This is a genomic window from Pannonibacter carbonis, from assembly GCF_003012935.1.
Lineage (GTDB): Bacteria > Pseudomonadota > Alphaproteobacteria > Rhizobiales > Stappiaceae > Pannonibacter > Pannonibacter carbonis.
On record NZ_PUDR01000002.1, the window covers coordinates 114,853 to 130,921 of the forward strand.

Annotated in this window: 12 protein-coding genes; 4 read left to right on the forward strand and 8 right to left on the reverse strand. The window is 64.3% G+C overall.

What is annotated here, in order from left to right; genetic code table 11:
• Positions 1-14: 14 nt before the first annotated feature.
• The 6 genes from C8348_RS02765 to C8348_RS02790 form a co-directional block, all read right to left on the reverse strand.
• Positions 15-227 (reverse strand): hypothetical protein, encoded by a 213-nt coding sequence (locus C8348_RS02765; protein WP_106751749.1) that lies wholly within the window; start codon positions 225-227, stop codon positions 15-17.
• Positions 228-345: 118 nt separating this feature from the next.
• Positions 346-1,752, reverse strand: coding sequence for a glucuronate isomerase (gene uxaC / locus C8348_RS02770; protein ID WP_106751750.1), 1,407 nt, complete (start codon positions 1,750-1,752; stop codon positions 346-348).
• Positions 1,753-1,776: 24 nt separating this feature from the next.
• Positions 1,777-3,261: a mannitol dehydrogenase family protein gene (locus tag C8348_RS02775; RefSeq protein WP_106751751.1), complete on the reverse strand. Its 1,485-nt coding sequence runs from the start codon at positions 3,259-3,261 to the stop codon at positions 1,777-1,779.
• Positions 3,262-3,276: 15 nt separating this feature from the next.
• On the reverse strand, positions 3,277-5,685 hold the full coding sequence (locus C8348_RS02780) for a glycoside hydrolase family 31 protein (RefSeq protein ID WP_106751752.1): 2,409 nt from the start codon (positions 5,683-5,685) through the stop codon (positions 3,277-3,279).
• A 112-nt stretch (positions 5,686-5,797) separates the two neighbouring features.
• Positions 5,798-7,105: a TRAP transporter large permease gene (locus C8348_RS02785; protein ID WP_106751753.1), complete on the reverse strand. Its 1,308-nt coding sequence runs from the start codon at positions 7,103-7,105 to the stop codon at positions 5,798-5,800.
• A gap of 11 nt (positions 7,106-7,116) precedes the next feature.
• On the reverse strand, positions 7,117-7,641 hold the full coding sequence (locus C8348_RS02790; protein WP_106751754.1) for a TRAP transporter small permease: 525 nt from the start codon (positions 7,639-7,641) through the stop codon (positions 7,117-7,119).
• A 477-nt stretch (positions 7,642-8,118) separates the two neighbouring features.
• Between C8348_RS02790 and C8348_RS02795 the strand changes: the two genes are divergently transcribed.
• The 4 genes from C8348_RS02795 (at position 8,119) to uxuA (ending at position 12,975) form a co-directional block, all read left to right on the forward strand.
• Complete coding sequence (locus tag C8348_RS02795) at positions 8,119-9,099, forward strand: TRAP transporter substrate-binding protein (protein WP_208983504.1); 981 nt, start codon at positions 8,119-8,121, stop codon at positions 9,097-9,099.
• A 91-nt stretch (positions 9,100-9,190) separates the two neighbouring features.
• A complete protein-coding gene (locus C8348_RS02800) occupies positions 9,191-11,011 on the forward strand; it encodes a glycoside hydrolase family 2 protein (protein ID WP_106751755.1) in 1,821 nt (606 codons plus the stop codon).
• Positions 11,008-11,757, forward strand: coding sequence for an FCD domain-containing protein (locus C8348_RS02805; protein ID WP_106751756.1), 750 nt, complete (start codon positions 11,008-11,010; stop codon positions 11,755-11,757). The genes C8348_RS02800 and C8348_RS02805 overlap by 4 nt, the downstream gene beginning before the upstream one ends.
• Before the next feature lie 57 nt (positions 11,758-11,814).
• Positions 11,815-12,975, forward strand: a complete 1,161-nt coding sequence (gene uxuA / locus C8348_RS02810; protein WP_106751757.1) for a mannonate dehydratase — start codon at positions 11,815-11,817, stop codon at positions 12,973-12,975.
• A gap of 363 nt (positions 12,976-13,338) precedes the next feature.
• Here the strand turns inward: uxuA and C8348_RS02815 are convergent, their stop codons facing one another.
• Positions 13,339-14,277: a helix-turn-helix domain-containing protein gene (locus C8348_RS02815; protein WP_106751758.1), complete on the reverse strand. Its 939-nt coding sequence runs from the start codon at positions 14,275-14,277 to the stop codon at positions 13,339-13,341.
• A gap of 1,106 nt (positions 14,278-15,383) precedes the next feature.
• Positions 15,384-15,926, reverse strand: a complete 543-nt coding sequence (gene hpaR / locus C8348_RS02820; RefSeq protein WP_106752024.1) for a homoprotocatechuate degradation operon regulator HpaR — start codon at positions 15,924-15,926, stop codon at positions 15,384-15,386.
• Positions 15,927-16,069 lie beyond the last annotated feature (143 nt).

Below are 16,069 nucleotides of genomic sequence, written 5' to 3' on the forward strand. Positions count from 1 at the left end.
GCATTTCGTCGTCGTCAGGCTGCGAGGGCTGCAAAGGGACGATGCGGTCCGCTTGGTGCGTCGGCTTTTCGCGCCAGATCACGGACGAATTCCTGGATGAGATCCAGGTCGACGGCGTAGTTGCTGATCAGATAACGGATGAGGTTTTGTGCCGGAAGATGCGCGTAGCCTTCCGTCGCGCGATAGAATCCCTCAAGTGTATCAATGCGCTTCTGCAGTTCCACCATGGCAAATCTCCTGAGTTGCCGATGGGAGAAGCTTCCACTTTTATGGTTAATGACAGGTGTATGGCCTTGTCAGTTTCTGCAGGGAACGGCCCAGATGCCAGGCGAGCATTTTGGGTCCTCAACCGAGGAACCAGCGCCGGGCATTGCCGTAGCAAACGTCCGTAACGAGAGTGTCAGCGAGATTCTGATCATTCGGCATGTGCCCCTGTTCGATCCAGTTTCCGACCATGTTGCAGAAAAGACGGCGGAAATACTCGTGCCGGGGGAAGGAGAGGAACGAGCGGCTGTCGGTCAGCATGCCGACGAAGGTGGAGATGAGACCCATCTGGGTAAGCTGGGTCATCTGGCGCTCCATGCCTTCGAGCTGGTCGTTGAACCACCAGCCGGATCCGGCCTGGACCTTGCCCGGAACGCTGCCGTCCTGGAAGTTGCCGGCGGTCGTTACGATCACCTCATTGCGTGTCGGATCAAGGGCATAGAGGATGGTCCGGGGCAGTGAGCCGGTCCTGTCGAGCCGGTCGAGCAGCGCATTCAGCTCTGCGGCGATCGGGCGGTCGGCGATGGAATCCCCGCCGGCATCGGGGCCGAGCTGGCGGAAGAGGGCGGTGCGGTTGTTGCGGGTGGCGCCGATGTGCAGCTGCATCACCAGCCCGCGGGCAGCATAGGCGCGGCCGAGACTGACCAGCACCGCGCCGTGGAAATCGGCGATCTCGGTCTCGTCAAGACTCTGATTTGCAAGGCGTTTTGACAGGATACCATCAAGCCGCGCCGCACCGCAATCGCTGCCGGCGCGCAGGATCTCGATGCCGTGGTCGGTGGCGACGCAGCCGGCGGCAACGAAGTGATCGAGGCGGGCGACAAGCGCGCCGGTCAGGTCCTCGAAGCTGCGGATCGGATGGTCGACGACGGATGCCAAGCGATTGATGTAGCTCGGGAATCCGTCCAGCTCGATCTTGAAGGCCTTGTCCGGCCGGAAGCTCGGCACCATGCGGAAGCCGAGGCTCGGGTCGTCCTTGAGGGCGATGTGGTGCTCGAGGCTGTCGCAGGGGTCATCGGTGGTGCCGACCAGTTCGACCTTCATCTGCCTGAGGAGGCCGCGGGCGGAGTGGCTGGGCTTGCCAAGTTCGGCGTTGGCGGCGTCCCAGATCGCGGCGGCGGACCCGGAATTGAGCACGGCTCCTGACAGTCCGAAGTAGCGGGCGAGCTCCAGATGGGACCAGTGATAGAGCGGATTTCCCAGCAATTTCGGCATGATAGCTGCGAAGGCATCATACTTCTCGCGGAAATCTGCCTCGCCGGTGATGCGCCTTTCGTCAATTCCGGCCCACCGCATCGCGCGCCACTTGTAGTGATCACCCTCCAGCCAGATGCGACCGAGACTGTCCCAGGTGGTGTCCGCGGCGATCTGATCGGGCGGCAGGTGGTTGTGATAATCGATGATCGGCAGACCGCTGGCGACCTCATGATAGAGGCGGCGGGCGGTGGGGGTGGCGAGCAGGAAATCGGGGCCGAGGAAGGGCTGCATTGTCAGGAGGCCTTGGCGAAACTGTCAGGAGAAGAGGGCGGTCAACGAGGCGCGGACGCCCTGCTCACGCAAGCGGCAATAGCTGTCGAAAATGGCCGAGCGGAACAGCGGATCGGCAGCGAGCTCTGGCGGGAAAATTTCCGAAAGTTCAAGCATCGCAGAGACATAGCCTGCGCCATCCGGAACAGCGGCGATGATCTCGGCAAAGCGCGGTGCCATCGGGTCATTGACGGGAAGCGGCTGGCCGGCCTCGTCACTGCCCCTGACATAAGCCATCCAGCCGGTGACAGCGAGCGCCAGCAGCGGGAAGGCTTTGCCGGCATCGAGATGCCAGCGGATCGAGGCCAGCAGGCGCTGCGGCAGTTTCTGTGAGCCGTCGTTGGCGATCTGCGTTGTGCGGTGCTTCAGCCGGCTGTTGCTGAAGCGTGCCAGAAGCTCATCAGAATAGATTTTGAGATCAATGCCTTGCAGGCCGCTCAGGGTCGGGGCCTGCTCGCTCATCATCAGCCGTCCTGCGGCTGCGGCAAAGAGCGGATCGGCCATGCAGTCTGAAATCGTCGCCTTTCCGGCCAGCGCGCCAAGATAGGCGAGGAAGGAATGCGAGCCATTCAGCATGCGCAGTTTCATCGCTTCAAAGGGGGCTACATCCGCGACAAACTGTGCCCCTGCGCGGACAAAGTCCGGTCTTTCTGCGACAAAATCATCCTCGATCACCCACTGACGGAACGGCTCGCAGACAATGCCGTTGATGTCGTCCGATCCGATCTCGCGCAGCAGCTGTTTTGACGGCTCGTCGAGGGCGGGAACGATGCGGTCGACCATGGTCGAGGGGAAGGTGCAGTGCCGGGCGATCCAGACCGCCAGATCTTCGTCGAGGGCCTTGGCATAGCCGATGATCGTCGCCTGGGTCACGGCGCCGTTGTGGGGCAGGTTGTCGAGCGGCAGCACGGTGACGCCTGGAAGGCCGCTGTCGCGGCGCAGCCGGAGACCTTCGACGATGACGCCGATGGCGGTGCCGGGCTGGCGCGGGGAGGCGAGGTCGGCAACGATGCCGGGATGGGCCGTGTCGAGAGCGCCCGAGCGCGAGCAGTAGCCCTTCTCGGTGATGGTCAGGCTGATGATCGACAGGTCCGGGTGGACGAAGTGGCCAAAGAGCGCCGGCAGTCCGTCGCGTGCCGGATGGCAGGTTGCGACCAGGCAGTCGATGCGCCGGGCCGCGATACCGGCATCGTCGGCGGCGGCAACCCAGAAGCGGCGGTCGGTGGCATCGAGGGCCGCGAGCTCCTCGGCGCCGGAATTGAGGCGGACGGCGACGAGGCCCCAGTCGGCAGCCTCGCCGGGACCGGCCTGGTCGAGTGTCTCGTCGAGGATCGAGCAGAGGAAGGCGCGGGCGAAGGCACCGAAGCCGAAATGCAGGATGCGCGGCTTCAGCATCTGGCGGTCATAGGTCGCGGTCTTGACGCGCACGACCTGGGTCACCTCGGGAGCCGCGGGAGCGGAAACGGACATGGACTTCACCTCTGCTCAGGCACGGGGAACGGGGCGGGAGATGCCGGAGGCGACAGCCTCGCCGTTCAGGATCAGGGGGCGGGTCTCGCCGGCGGGAAGAACGAAGCTGGCGTCTGCCCAGGCCGGATCATGCCGCCCGCTGCGGGCGACGTCGAGACGGATCTCGGATGCGGTCGAGGTGAGGGCAAGCCGAACAAGGGCGTGGTTGCCCTCGAGCGCATCGACGGCAAAGCCGTCATCGCCATACTCCAGGCTGACACCTGACGCGGCCCCTGGGGCAGGGAAGAGGGCGTAGGTGCGGGACGTGTCCCGGGCTGCCTGGGCGCGATTGAGATCATCGGCCAGCGGCAGCACCGCGCCACCACGGACGAAGAGCGGCATGGAGGCGAGTGTCACCGGCAGGGTGACGGTGGTGCCGCCTGCATGCCAGCTGCCGGCCCAGAAATCCCACCAGCCGGTGTCGTTCTGCGGCAGATAGACGGTGCGCTCGGTCACGCCGGGATCGACCACATTGGCGACCAGCAGATCGCGGCCGATCAGGAACTCGTCGCATTCCTCGAAGGTGCGCGGGTCGTGTTCATGGTCGAGGAAGGTCGGCCGCAGCATCGGCTCGTCGGCCGTCACGGCCTGGTGCAGCGCGGTGTAGAGATACGGCAGCAGCCGGTAGCGGAACTTGATCGCTTCGCGGATGAGCGGCGTCACGTTCGGATACATCCAGGGCTCGTTAACCGTGTGGTCGTCGTTCCAGGAATGGATGGTGAAGCGCGGATGGAAGATGCCGTTCTGCACCCAGCGGACGAACAGTTCCGGATCGGGCTTGGGGCCGGCAAAACCGCCAACGTCGTGGCCGACGTTGTAGAGGCCGGACAGGGACATGCCGAGGCCCATGCGGATGTTGTAGCGGATCGTCTCCCAGGCGGTGTAGTTGTCGCCGGTCCAGGTCTGGGCGTAGCGCTGCAGGCCGGGCGCGCCGGAGCGCGAAATGAGATAGGGGCGGGTGTCGGGCTGGTGCGCCACCTGCACTTCATGGCTGGCGCGGGTCATCAACACCGGCAGCAGTGGCCGGATCAGGCCGACGTCGATCTCCTCGCCAAAGCCGTGGCAGCGGGCATGGTTGTCCCAGACCTCGAACTCGTTGTTGTCGTTCCAGGTCGAGTTGATGCCGTAGCGCAGCAGCTTGTCGGCGATGTTGCCCTGCCACCAGGCGATGGTCGCCGGGTTGGTGAAGTCGAGGTTCGAGCCCTCGTCATCCCAGAAGACGGAGCGGGACGGGGCGTCGCTCTCGCTGTCCTTGATGAACAGGTCGCGCGCGGCGACGTCCTGGTACATCGGATGGTCCTGCAGCAGGCAGGGCTTGATGTTGGCGGCCAGATGCAGGCCAGCGTTCGTGAAGGTGGCGGCAAGGCCCGCCGGATCGGGCACCTTGGCGCTGTTCCAGGTGAAGACGTAGCGCTTGGCACCGATGGAGGAATAGCCGGAGGACAGCTGGAAACTGTCACAGGGAATGTCGTGTTCGTCGACGAGCCGGACGAAGCCTTCGAGCTGTTCCTGGGCATTGGGTGCATCGGTGTAATGCATGGTCGAGCCGGAGTAGCCGAGGCTCCACAGCGGCGGGAAGGCGGTGCCGCCGGTCAGACGGACATGATGTTTGACCGCGTCCAGAACCGAAGGTGACCAGCGCATAAAGTAGTCGAGATCGCCATCCTCGGCGCGGTAGCTGCGGTAGGGCTTGTGGTAGTTGTCCAGCTCGTTGCCGAGATCGAACCAGCAGCCGGCCAGATTGTCATAGAAGACCGAGAAGGTCCCGGCATCGGACGTGCGGGTGATGGTGACCGGGATGTGCTTGTAGAGCGGATCGGTCGAGCGCGCGTCATAGCCCATGGCATCGAGATTGCGCATCTCGTAGCGGCGGCCGGACCGTTCCAGATCGCCGGACTTCTCGCCGAGGCCATAGACCTTCTCGCCCTTGCGGCGGTTGAGGTAATGGGCGTGGGCGTGCGACTTGACGTCCAGCATGTAGGCGCCGGTCGGGCGGTCCTCGGCGAAGACCAGGAACCGGCCGTCGGCCTGCCGGGCCTCCCAGACGAAGGTGAGCGGTTCCGTTATGGTCAGACGCAGGTCCGAGGTCGAGAGGGTCAGGCCTGCCTCGCCGTGGTCGTCCAATGTAAAAGACGGACATGAAAAGCCTGACAGATCGAGGCGGGAGCGGCCTTCCCAGGCAACGTCTGCGGGCGCTGCCGTGTCTTCAGGCTTGGGCGCGACCGACCAGGAGCGGCCGAGGCGGAACTGGCCATCCTTGCGCAGGACAACACGGAAGAGCTGAGGCTCAAGGACAAATACAGTCAGGAGATGGCGGTTTTCGACCAGAAGCTCGATGCCCTTGTCAAAGGTGCGGGCGAGGCGGAAGGAGTGCAGCGTCTTCATGGGAACTCCGCGAAGCGGGGCAGCGCAAAGCTCGGTGCGCTGCGGGAACTAAAAGGGTCAGCATGCGGCGGCCAGCAGGCAGTGCAGATGCGCTTGCCTGCTGGCCTGAAGGTCAGCGGCCATAGCCAAGCAGCCAGCGCGGCAGGGCAAGGCTGAGGTCAGGAACAAAGGTGATAAGCATCAGCACGGCATATTGCATCGCGATCATCGGCAGGAGCGGCTTGATGACCTTGGCAATCGAGACCTTGCCGACGGAACAGCCGACAAACAAGGCCGAGCCGACCGGTGGGGTACAGATGCCGATGCACAGGTTGAAGGTCATCATCACGCCGAAATGCACCGGATCCATACCGAGATCCTTAACCACCGGCAGGAAGATCGGGGTGAAGATCAAAAGCGCCGGGGTCATGTCCATGAACATGCCGACGACAAGCAGTGCGATATTGATGATCAGCAGCAGCACCAGCGGGTTTTCCGACAAGGCCAGCAGGGCGTCTGATACGGCATAGGGAATATCGGCGAAGGCCATGGCCTTGGACATGGCGATGGAACAGCCGATCATCAGCAGCACGATGGACGTGGTGACAGCCGAATCGAGGAAGATGCCCGGAAGATCGCGCACCCGGATTTCGCGGTAGACCACCAGCGCCAGGAACAGGGTGTATATAACCGCCACGGCGGACGCCTCTGTCGCCGTAAAGACGCCGCCGATGATGCCACCCATGATGACGAAGATGAGGCTGAGTGGCAGCAGGGCATCGGCCGTCTTGGCCAGAACCGTGCCCAGGCTCGGACGCGGGGCAACCGGATAGCCGCGCTTCTTGGCGATGATGCCGGCGACGATCATGATGCTGAGACCCATCAGCAGGCCGGGGACATAGCCGGCAACGAAGAGAGCCGCGATGGAGGTTCCACCCGAGATCAGGGAGTAAACGATGAAGGTGGTGGACGGGGGGATCAGCAGCCCGGTGGGGCAGGAGGCGATGTTGACGGCGGCAGAATAGGCAGGGTCATAGCCTTCCTTCTTCTGCAAGGGGGCCATGACGCCGCCGACAGCGGCGGCGGCGGCGACCGCCGAGCCCGAGATGGCGCCAAACATCATGTTGGCCAAAACGTTGCAGTGGGCCAGGGAGCCCGGCAGGCGGCCGCCGAGTACCTTGGCGAATTCGATGAGGCGCAGGGCAATCCCGCCCCGGTTCATGATGTTGCCGGCGAGGATGAAGAACGGGATGGCGAGCAGGGTGAAGCTGTCGAGACCCGAGGCGATCTGCTGCGCCGTGATGAAGATCGACTGATCGACCGTCATGAACAGGGCAAAGGTGACAACCGAGGCAATGCCGATGGCAAAGGCAATCGGCACGCCGAGGACCATGAGCAGGCCGAACGAGCCGAAGAGAATGAACGCGCTGATGAGTTCCATGGGCCTGTCCTTCAGGTCTGCGGGCCGTTTGCCGGGACTTCGGCGTCGCTTTCGATCGGCTGGATGCGGCCGGAAATGACCCCCGCAGCGAATTCGAGGCAGTAGAGCACCATCATGATGCCGGCGAAGGGGATTGCGCCGTAGACATAGCCCATCGGCAGGCGCAGGGCCGGGGAGAGCTGGCCGCTAGCCAAGGTCTTCTGAACCAGGTTGTAACCGCCGTAGACCATGACGACCGCGGCAAAGGCCCCGACGATGACAGTGGCCAGCAGGGCCAGCCAGCGTCCATTCGACGGGCCGGCCATCTGCATCAGCAGGTCGATGGCCAGATGCTTGCGTTGGCCGAGCGTATAGGCTGCGCCGATAAGGCCGACCCACATGAAGAGGAACCGGGCGAGTTCGTCGGTCACTGTGCTGGGAGCATTGAGGACGTAGCGCGAGAAGACCTGCCAGACCACGCAGGTTACAAGCACCGCAAAAACGGCGGCGATGAAAACACCCAGCGCGTGGTCGACGCGGGTTTTCAGTGCATGCATGGCTGCATGTCCTCCTCTTCAAGGGTGTTCGCCCGGGCGATACCCCCTGTTTCCTCCCCGGACCAACTGGTCCGGTCCCGCTTCGGATTGGTTGACCAGATCCGCCAATTCCGGCGGCCGGTCTGTCTGTTGGCTGGTCAGCCTCCCCGAAACACGAGGCCTGACCTTAGTCTCATACACCAGTGCTCCTCGGGTCCCTTGTTGTTGAAACAAGTTCGCCCTTGCGCGCACAGCGCACACCACCGGCAGGAAGCTTTCCCGCCAGCCCCCTCAGAGAATGCGCATTTTCAGAAATTGGTCAACCAATTTTCAAAACTGGTTGACAGTGGCGCTGGATTGGCCAAGTCTCTGGTCGCGAGCCGAGCCTAGACTGATCGGCCAAGTCGTCCGGACCGGTGATCCGCCGCCCCGCCACAGCATGCGCGGGGAGGATGGGAGCCTGACGAGCCGGACGGGATCATCGGGAGGAATTTTGACATGCGTATGATGAACCGTCTCGCCGTTCTGGCGGGTGTTGCCCTCATGGCCTTTGCCACCGCCGCCGACGCCAAGACGCTGAAGCTGAACCATAACAACCCGGAAGACCATCCGCTGCACAAGTCGATGGAATTCATGGGCAAGCGCGTGGATGAGCTGACCAACGGCGACATCAAGATCCGCGTCTATGCCAACGCGCAGCTGGGCAACCAGCGCGAGTCCATGGAACTGATGCAGAATGGCACGCTCGACATGGCCCGCTCCAACGCCAGCGAGCTGGAAGCCTTCGAAGAGTCCTATTCGGCGCTGAACCTGCCGTTCATTTTTGCGAACGACGACCACTACTACAAGGTGCTCTCCGGCGACATCGGTGACGATATCCTGGCCGCCTCCAAGGACAAGGGCTTCGTTGGCCTGGCCTACTACGTGGAAGGTGCGCGCTCCTTCTACTCCAACAAGGAAATCAAGACCCCGGCCGACCTGAAGGGCATGAAGATCCGCGTGCAGCCGAGCCCGTCGGCCATCCGCATGGTCGAACTGCTGGGCGCCGCCCCGACGCCGATTGCCTTCGGTGAACTCTACAGCGCCCTGCAGCAGGGCGTGGTTGATGGCGCCGAGAACAACCCGCTGGCGCTGACCGTCAACCGCCATGGCGAAATCGCCAAGGTCTATTCCGAGAACGAACACACCATGATCCCGTCGGTGGTGATGATCTCGACCCAGACCTGGGACGGCCTGACCGAAGACCAGCAGAAGGCGCTGAAGCAGGCCGCGCGCGAGTCCATGGACTTCCACCGCGACGGCTGGAACAAGCAGGTTGCCGCCGGCAAGGAACAGGCCGAGAAGGAAATGGGCGTGAAGTTCGTGGCCGTCGAGAAGGCCCCGTTCGTGGAAGCCGTGAAGCCGATGTATGACGAGGCCGCTGCCAAGTCGCCGCGCATCGCCGACCTCATCAAGCGCATCCAGGCGACCGCCAACTAAGACCCAAGTCAGACCCCGGGCTGGTTGCATCCCGGGGTCTGCGTCTTTCCATCTTCATGACCTCGTTGCTTCTGCCATTCGGAGACCTGCCGTGCTCGAACGTTCCGCCCTCGCCGAAAACGCCCTGCAGGCGCTGCATGACGAGGACTATGACCGCCCGTTCAACACGCAGGCGCTGAACCATTCGACGCTGGTCTTCACCCGTGGCCGCCCGCGCATCAGCCTCAACGGCGACTGGAACTTCTGCGTTGACCTGCTCGACACCGGGCTGCGGCAGAAGTGGTTTGCCATGCTGCCGATGGCGGCCGAGGAGCGGCCCGAGCCCTGGGACTATGATCCCTATGAGGGCGAGACAGTGCCGGTGCCCTCCAACTGGCAGATGCTGAAGGAGAAGTGGTACTTCTTTGAAGGCAGCGCCTGGTACACCCGGCCGCTCGACATGGCCGCGATCAACCCGGACACGCGCAAGTTCCTGCGCGTGGGCGCGGCGCAATATGACTGCAAGGTCTTCCTCAACGGCGCCTTCCTCGGCAACCACTACGGCGGCTCGACGCCCTTCATGGTGGAGCTGACCGAGCACCTGAAGCCCGGCCGCAACTGGCTGATGCTGATGGTCAACAACACCCGCACGCTGGACCGCGTGCCGATGCGCAACACCGACTGGTTCAATTACGGCGGCGTCTACCGCGAGGTGGAGCTGTTCGAGACGCCGAAGACGCTGATCCGCGATCTCTTCGTTCATCTGGTGCCCGACGGCCGCTTCGGCACGATCCGCGCCGAAGTGGCGGTCGAGGGCGCGAATTCGGCGCGGCTGGAAATCCCGGCGCTTGGCATTGACACCACCCTTGCGCTGGACGCCAGTGGGCGCGGCGTCATCGAGATCGCGGCCAAGCCCGCGCTGTGGTCGCCGGAGAGCCCGGTGCTCTACGACGTGCGCCTGACGGCGGGCGCGGACAGCGTCCGTGACCGTATCGGCTTCCGCGAGATCCGCACGGTTGGCGACGAGATCCACCTCAACGGCAAGCCGCTGTTCCTGCGCGGCATTTCCGTGCATGAGGACGACCGTACGCTCGGCAAGGTGATGCGCGAGGAAGACCTCGCCCGCCGCTTTGCCCATGCGCGGGAGCTGAACTGCAACTACCTCCGCCTTGCCCATTATCCGCACCACGAGCGCGCCGCCGAGATGGCGGATGAGCTCGGGTTCCTGCTTTGGGAAGAGATCCCGGTCTACTGGGCGATCGACTTTGCCAATCCGGCCACCTACCGCGATGCCGAGAACCAGTTGATCGAGCTGATCAAGCGCGACCGCAACCGCGCCTCCGTCATCATCTGGTCGGTCGGCAACGAGAACCCGGACACCGATGCGCGGCTCGCCTTCATGCGCGGCCTTGCCGAGACAGCCAAGGCCTATGACCCGACCCGGCTGACCTCGGCGGCCTGTCTCGTCAACCACGCCAAGACCTGCATCGAGGACCGGCTGGCCGACCACATCGATGTCATCGGCATCAACGAGTATTACGGCTGGTACGAGGAGAACTTCGAGGATCTCGCCGCCATCGGTCGCAATTCCAACCCGGGCAAGCCGGTGGTGATCTCCGAGACCGGCGCCGATGCCGACATCAGCGCCACCGGCCCGCGCCGGGCGCTGTTCAGCGAGGCCTACCAGACCGAAGTCTACGAAAAGCAGATTGCGACGCTGCGTCCGCTTGACTACGTGAAGGGGATGTCGCCCTGGATCCTCTATGACTTCCGTGTCGAACGGCGGCAGAATGTGTTCCAGAAGGGCTTCAACAAGAAGGGCCTGATCGCCGGTGACAAGGCGACCAAGAAGGAGGCCTTCGCGGTGCTTTCGGCCTATTACGCCGAGCGCCGGGACGAGGACCAGGCGCGCGGCGGCGGGGGAGAAGCATGATCGAAGCGGCGGGCAAACGGCGCTACGAAGAGGTGGCCGAAGCGCTCCGCAGGGAGCTGGCCGAGGGCCGTTACAAGGTCGGTGACCGGATGAAGCCGGAACGCCAGATCTCGGACGAGATGGGCGTGTCGCGCTCGCTGGTGCGCGAAGCAATCATCCGGCTCGAGATCGAGGGCCTTGTCGACGTGCGCAAGGGCTCGGGCACCTATGTGGTGCGCCTTCCGGCCGGCGACGCGGAAGATCCGCGCGGCGATATCGGCCCGTTTGAACTGCTGCAGGCGCGGCAGGTGCTGGAAAGCTCCATCGCAGCCTTTGCCGCCACGACCGTGACCAAGGCCGACATCCTGCGCATGCGCGAGGCGCTGGACATGGAGCGCCGCGCCATCGAGGAGGGCAGCGGCGACTATTCCGGCGACGAGCTGTTCCATCATCTCATCGCCGAGGCGACGCAGAACAGCGTGCTGGTCGACATGATCGACGAGCTGTGGGGCAAGCGCGAGCAGAGCCCGATGTGGGAACGCCTGCATGCCCGTATCTTCGATGTCAGCTACCGCGGCCGCTGGCTGGAGGACCATCAGGCGATCCTGACGGCGCTGCAGTGCAAGGACCCGCGCGCGGCGCGTCAGGCCATGTGGCAGCACCTGGAAAACGTGCGCCAGACACTGATGGAACTCTCGGACGTCGATGACCCGGAGTTCGACGGTTACCTGTTCGACAGCGGCCTCGTTGCCGCTGCCGTGTCCTGACCTGTGCCCCATCATCACCTGAACAACAAGACCGCCTCCAACTGAGGACAGACCAAGATGCAACAGACCTGGCGCTGGTTCGGCCCTGCCGATCCCGTTTCCCTCGCCGATATCCGGCAGGCCGGCGCGACCGGTATCGTGACCGCGCTGCATGACCTGCCCAATGGCGTGGTCTGGCCTGTGGAGCGGATCCTCGAGCGCAAGGCCATGATCGAGGCTGCCGGCCTGACCTGGGCCGTGGTCGAGAGCATCCCGGTGCATGAGGACATCAAGACCGCCGCGCCGGGCTGGGAGCGCTATGCCGAGGCCTGGGCCGAGAGCCTGACCAACCTTGCGCGCTGCGGCATCCGCACGATCTGCTACAACTTCATGCCGGTGATCGACTGGACCCGCACGGACCTCGCCTATGAACTGCCGGACGGGGCGAAATGCCTGCGCTTCGATGCTGTGGCCTTTGCCGCCTTCGACCTGTTCATCCTGCGGCGGGACGGGGCAGAGGCGAGCTACAGCGCCGCCGAGATCGCAACCGCGCGGGCGGCCCATGCGGCCATGTCCGGCGCCGACATCGCCAGGCTTACCGCCAACATCATTGCCGGACTGCCGGGCGCTGAGGAAAGCTATTCGCTGGACAGCTTCAAGGCGCGGCTGGCCACCTATGCCGAAACCGACGCCGAGCGCCTGCGCGCCAATCTGGCGGCGTTCCTGAAGATCGTGGTGCCGGTTGCCGAAAAGGAAGGCGTCGTGCTGGCGATCCACCCGGACGATCCGCCGCGCCCGCTGTTCGGCCTGCCGCGCATCGTCTCGACCGCCGCCGACATGCAGGCAATTGCCGCCATGGTCGACAGCCCGGCCAACGGCTTCACCTTCTGCACCGGATCCTATGGTGTGCGGCCCGACAACGACCTCTGTGCCATGTTCCGCACCCATGCGGACCGGGTGCATTTCCTGCATCTGCGTGCGACCAAGCGCGAGGAAGGCGGCCTGACCTTCCACGAGGCGGGGCATCTGGACGGCGATGTCGACATGGTTGCCGTGATCCGCGAGATCGTCGCAACCGAACGCCGGCGCGGCATCGCTCTGCCCATGCGCCCGGACCATGGCCATCAGTTGCTCGACGACCTGCGCAAGACCTCGACCCCCGGCTACCCCGCCATCGGCCGCCTGCGCGGCCTTGCCGAACTGCGTGGTGTTGAACGGGCGGTGACGGCGCTGATCTGAAGGGGCGCGCTTCAGGCCAGCTCGCTCCTACTGGGGCAGGGCTATCGCTTCTGTGGCCAGACGGCTTTCGATGCGTCCCAGCCCCCTCTCCCTCGTGGGGAGGGCGATCGCATTTGATGTCTGTCACATGATCCATGTGAAAGATTGTGTCGAGAAAGTTTGAACTGTCGGAGCCTCGAAGCTCCCCTCTCCCTCGTGGGGAGGGGTTTGGGGGTGGGCGGAGTGGACTTAAATCCAATTCCCGACGTTACTGACCAGGCTGATTTCAGATGCCTTGTGATCTAACGGCCTCCCGTGCCCCCCACCCCTCACCCCTCCCCACGAGGGGGAGGGGGGGCGGAGAGGTCGTACCTCAAACCAGCCTTACCCCGCCATCTCGCCGCGCAGCTGGCTGGGGGTGCAGCCGTAGCGCTTGCGGAAGGCGCGGGAGAAGTGGGCGCTGGAGGAGAAGCCGCAGGAATAGGCGACTTCCGAGATCGAGCTGCCGCGAAAGGCCGGGTCTGTGAGCCGGGCGTGGGCCCGCTCCAGCCGCAGGTCCCACAGGAAGCTGGCCGGGGTCACGTTCTCGGCCTCGAAGGCGCGGAAGATGTAGCGGCGCGAGCACCCCATGCGCTGGGCGATTTCTTCGACATCGAGATTGGGACGGGCCAGATTGGTCTCGACATAGGCCTTCACCCGGCTCCGCAGGATCTTCAGCGACATGGAATCGCGTTCGTCCTCGGTTTCCTCGGGCAGGATCAGGCTGGTGGCGAGGCGGACAATCGTGTCGCCAACGCGGGCGCGAGCAGTTTCATCAAGCACGGGCGCCTCCGTCATTGCGTTGCGGACAAGGCCGGCAACGATGCGTGATATTCCGTTCTGTTCGGCCGTGAAGAGATGCGGGCCGGTGAGACGCTGAAGCAGGGCCGCCGAAAAATTGTGCCGGGGCACCTGCAACAGGAACTGAGTGATGCGCGAGACGTTGTTGAGGGCGTAAGGGCGGGTCGGGTCATAAAGCAGCATGGAGCCTGTGCCGACGATCAGGCTCATGCCGCCCTGTTCCATCACCGAACGGCCATCCGCCTGCAGGATCAGCTTGATGGAATCCACGTCATGGGACCGCTGCGCCACCCGCTGACCGCGCACGCCATGCGCCGTCGCATCGATGCGCGACAGGCGGCAGGGGCCAAAATCGGCAGACTGCAGCGTCGCGGCACGGGTTTCGGTTTCAAAGTCGAGCTGGATGTTTCCGAACAGCCGACGGGCCAGACCGGGCAGTTCCGGTCCTGACCCGATGTCCATCGGGGCGTGGGTGAAAGCCATGACGTCCTCCCGCCATCTGCCGGTCTGTCTCCCTTTCGGGTGACCGGTCTGGTTCTGCCGTCCGGATCACCTGCGCCAGGTGGCGCCAGTCCTCCAGATCCGGGTGCGGCACGGTTCCAGCCAGTGGAACCTCCCAGATAATAAACATATTAAATATCTCATTGGAAGAGGGGTGTGGGATACCTCGAGAAAAATGCTGAACCGGTAGGGATGGGGCCAAATGCCGGGCAGTGCGTTTTCTCGTCGTCGCTCCTGCGCAGGCAGGAGCCCAGTAACCGGGGCATCATCGGCTGAAACACCCAATGCGCACAGGGGGTACTGGATCCCTGCCTTCGCAGGGATGACGAGGGGGAGAGGCGCGGGGCGGAGTGGCCAAAACCAAACGCCTCGTCGCTCCTGCGCAGGCAGGAGCCCAGTAATCGAGGCGTTCTCGGCTGGAACACCCAAGGCGCACAGGGGCTACTGGATCCCTGCCTTCGCAGGGATGACGAGGGGAGAGGCGCGGCGCGGAGTGGCCAAAACCAAACGCCTCGTCGCTCCTGCGCAGGCAGGAGCCCAGTAACCGGGGCGTTCTCGGCTGAGACACACAACGCCCACCGGGGGTACGGGATCCCTGCCTTCGCAGGGATGACGAGGGGGAGAGGCGCGGGGCGGAGTGGCCAAAACCAAACGCCTCGTCGCCCCTGCGCAGGCAGGAGCCCAGTAACCGGGGCGTCGTCGGCTGAAACACGTAACGCCCACCGGGGATACTGGATCCCTGCCTTCGCAGGGATGACGAGGGGGAGAGGCGCGGGGCGGAGTGGCCAAAACCAAACGCCTCGTCGCTCCTGCGCAGGCAGGAGCCCAGTAACCGGGGCGTTCTCGGCTGGAACACCCAAGGCCCACCGGGGATACTGGATCCCTGCCTTCGCAGGGATGACGAGGGGGAGAGGTGCGGAGCGGAGTGGCCAAAACCAAATACCTCGTCGCTCCTGCGCAGGCAGGAGCCCAGTAATCGGGGCGTCGTCGGCTGGAACACCCAAGGCCCACCGGGGATACTGGATCCCTGCCTTCGCGGGGATGACGAGGGGGAGAGGCGCGGGACGGCGTGGCGGGCAATGAAAACGTCAGTCTTCGAGGGGCTCGTCGCCCTTGCGCGGCCGGCCGCGGCGGGGGGAGGGGCTGGGGGTGCGGGTGCCGAGGTCGAGGCCGAGGGATTCGGCGATGAGCGGACCGTCGTTCATGACTTCGTCCAGCTCGCGCAGCATGTCCTGCAGGACGGCGAGGCGCTCGGCACCATAGCGGCGCGTGATCTCGGCATAGATGCCTTCCGAGTGCTGGCCGGCCTGGTCGATGAGAACCTGGCCGGCCGGGCTGATGGAGATCAGCACCCGGCGCATGTCGTTCTCGTCGGCCATGCGCTGCACAAGATCCCGCTCCTCAAGGCCCTTGAGGATGCGCGACAGGCTTGGCGCGAGCAGGCAAGTGGCGTCGGCCAGTTCCAGCACCTCGATTGCGGAGACTGAGGAAAGGGCCCGCAGCACGCGCCATTGCTGCTCGGTGATGCCGAACCGGCCAAGGCTGGGGCGGAACTGGCGCATCACGGCTTCCCGCGCACGCAGCAGGGACATGGGCAGTGACTTGGAGAAATCACGCAGCCGCACCCGCATGCCGGCGCCCGACAGGGAGACGATGCTCTCGGTCGCCGGCAGACGGCGATGGGTGGGGCGAGAATCTCTTGTCATGTTCACAAATTTCCAGGTGGCTGATGCCTATCCCGAAAGTGGCCATATGGAAAGCGCCATCGTTCCGG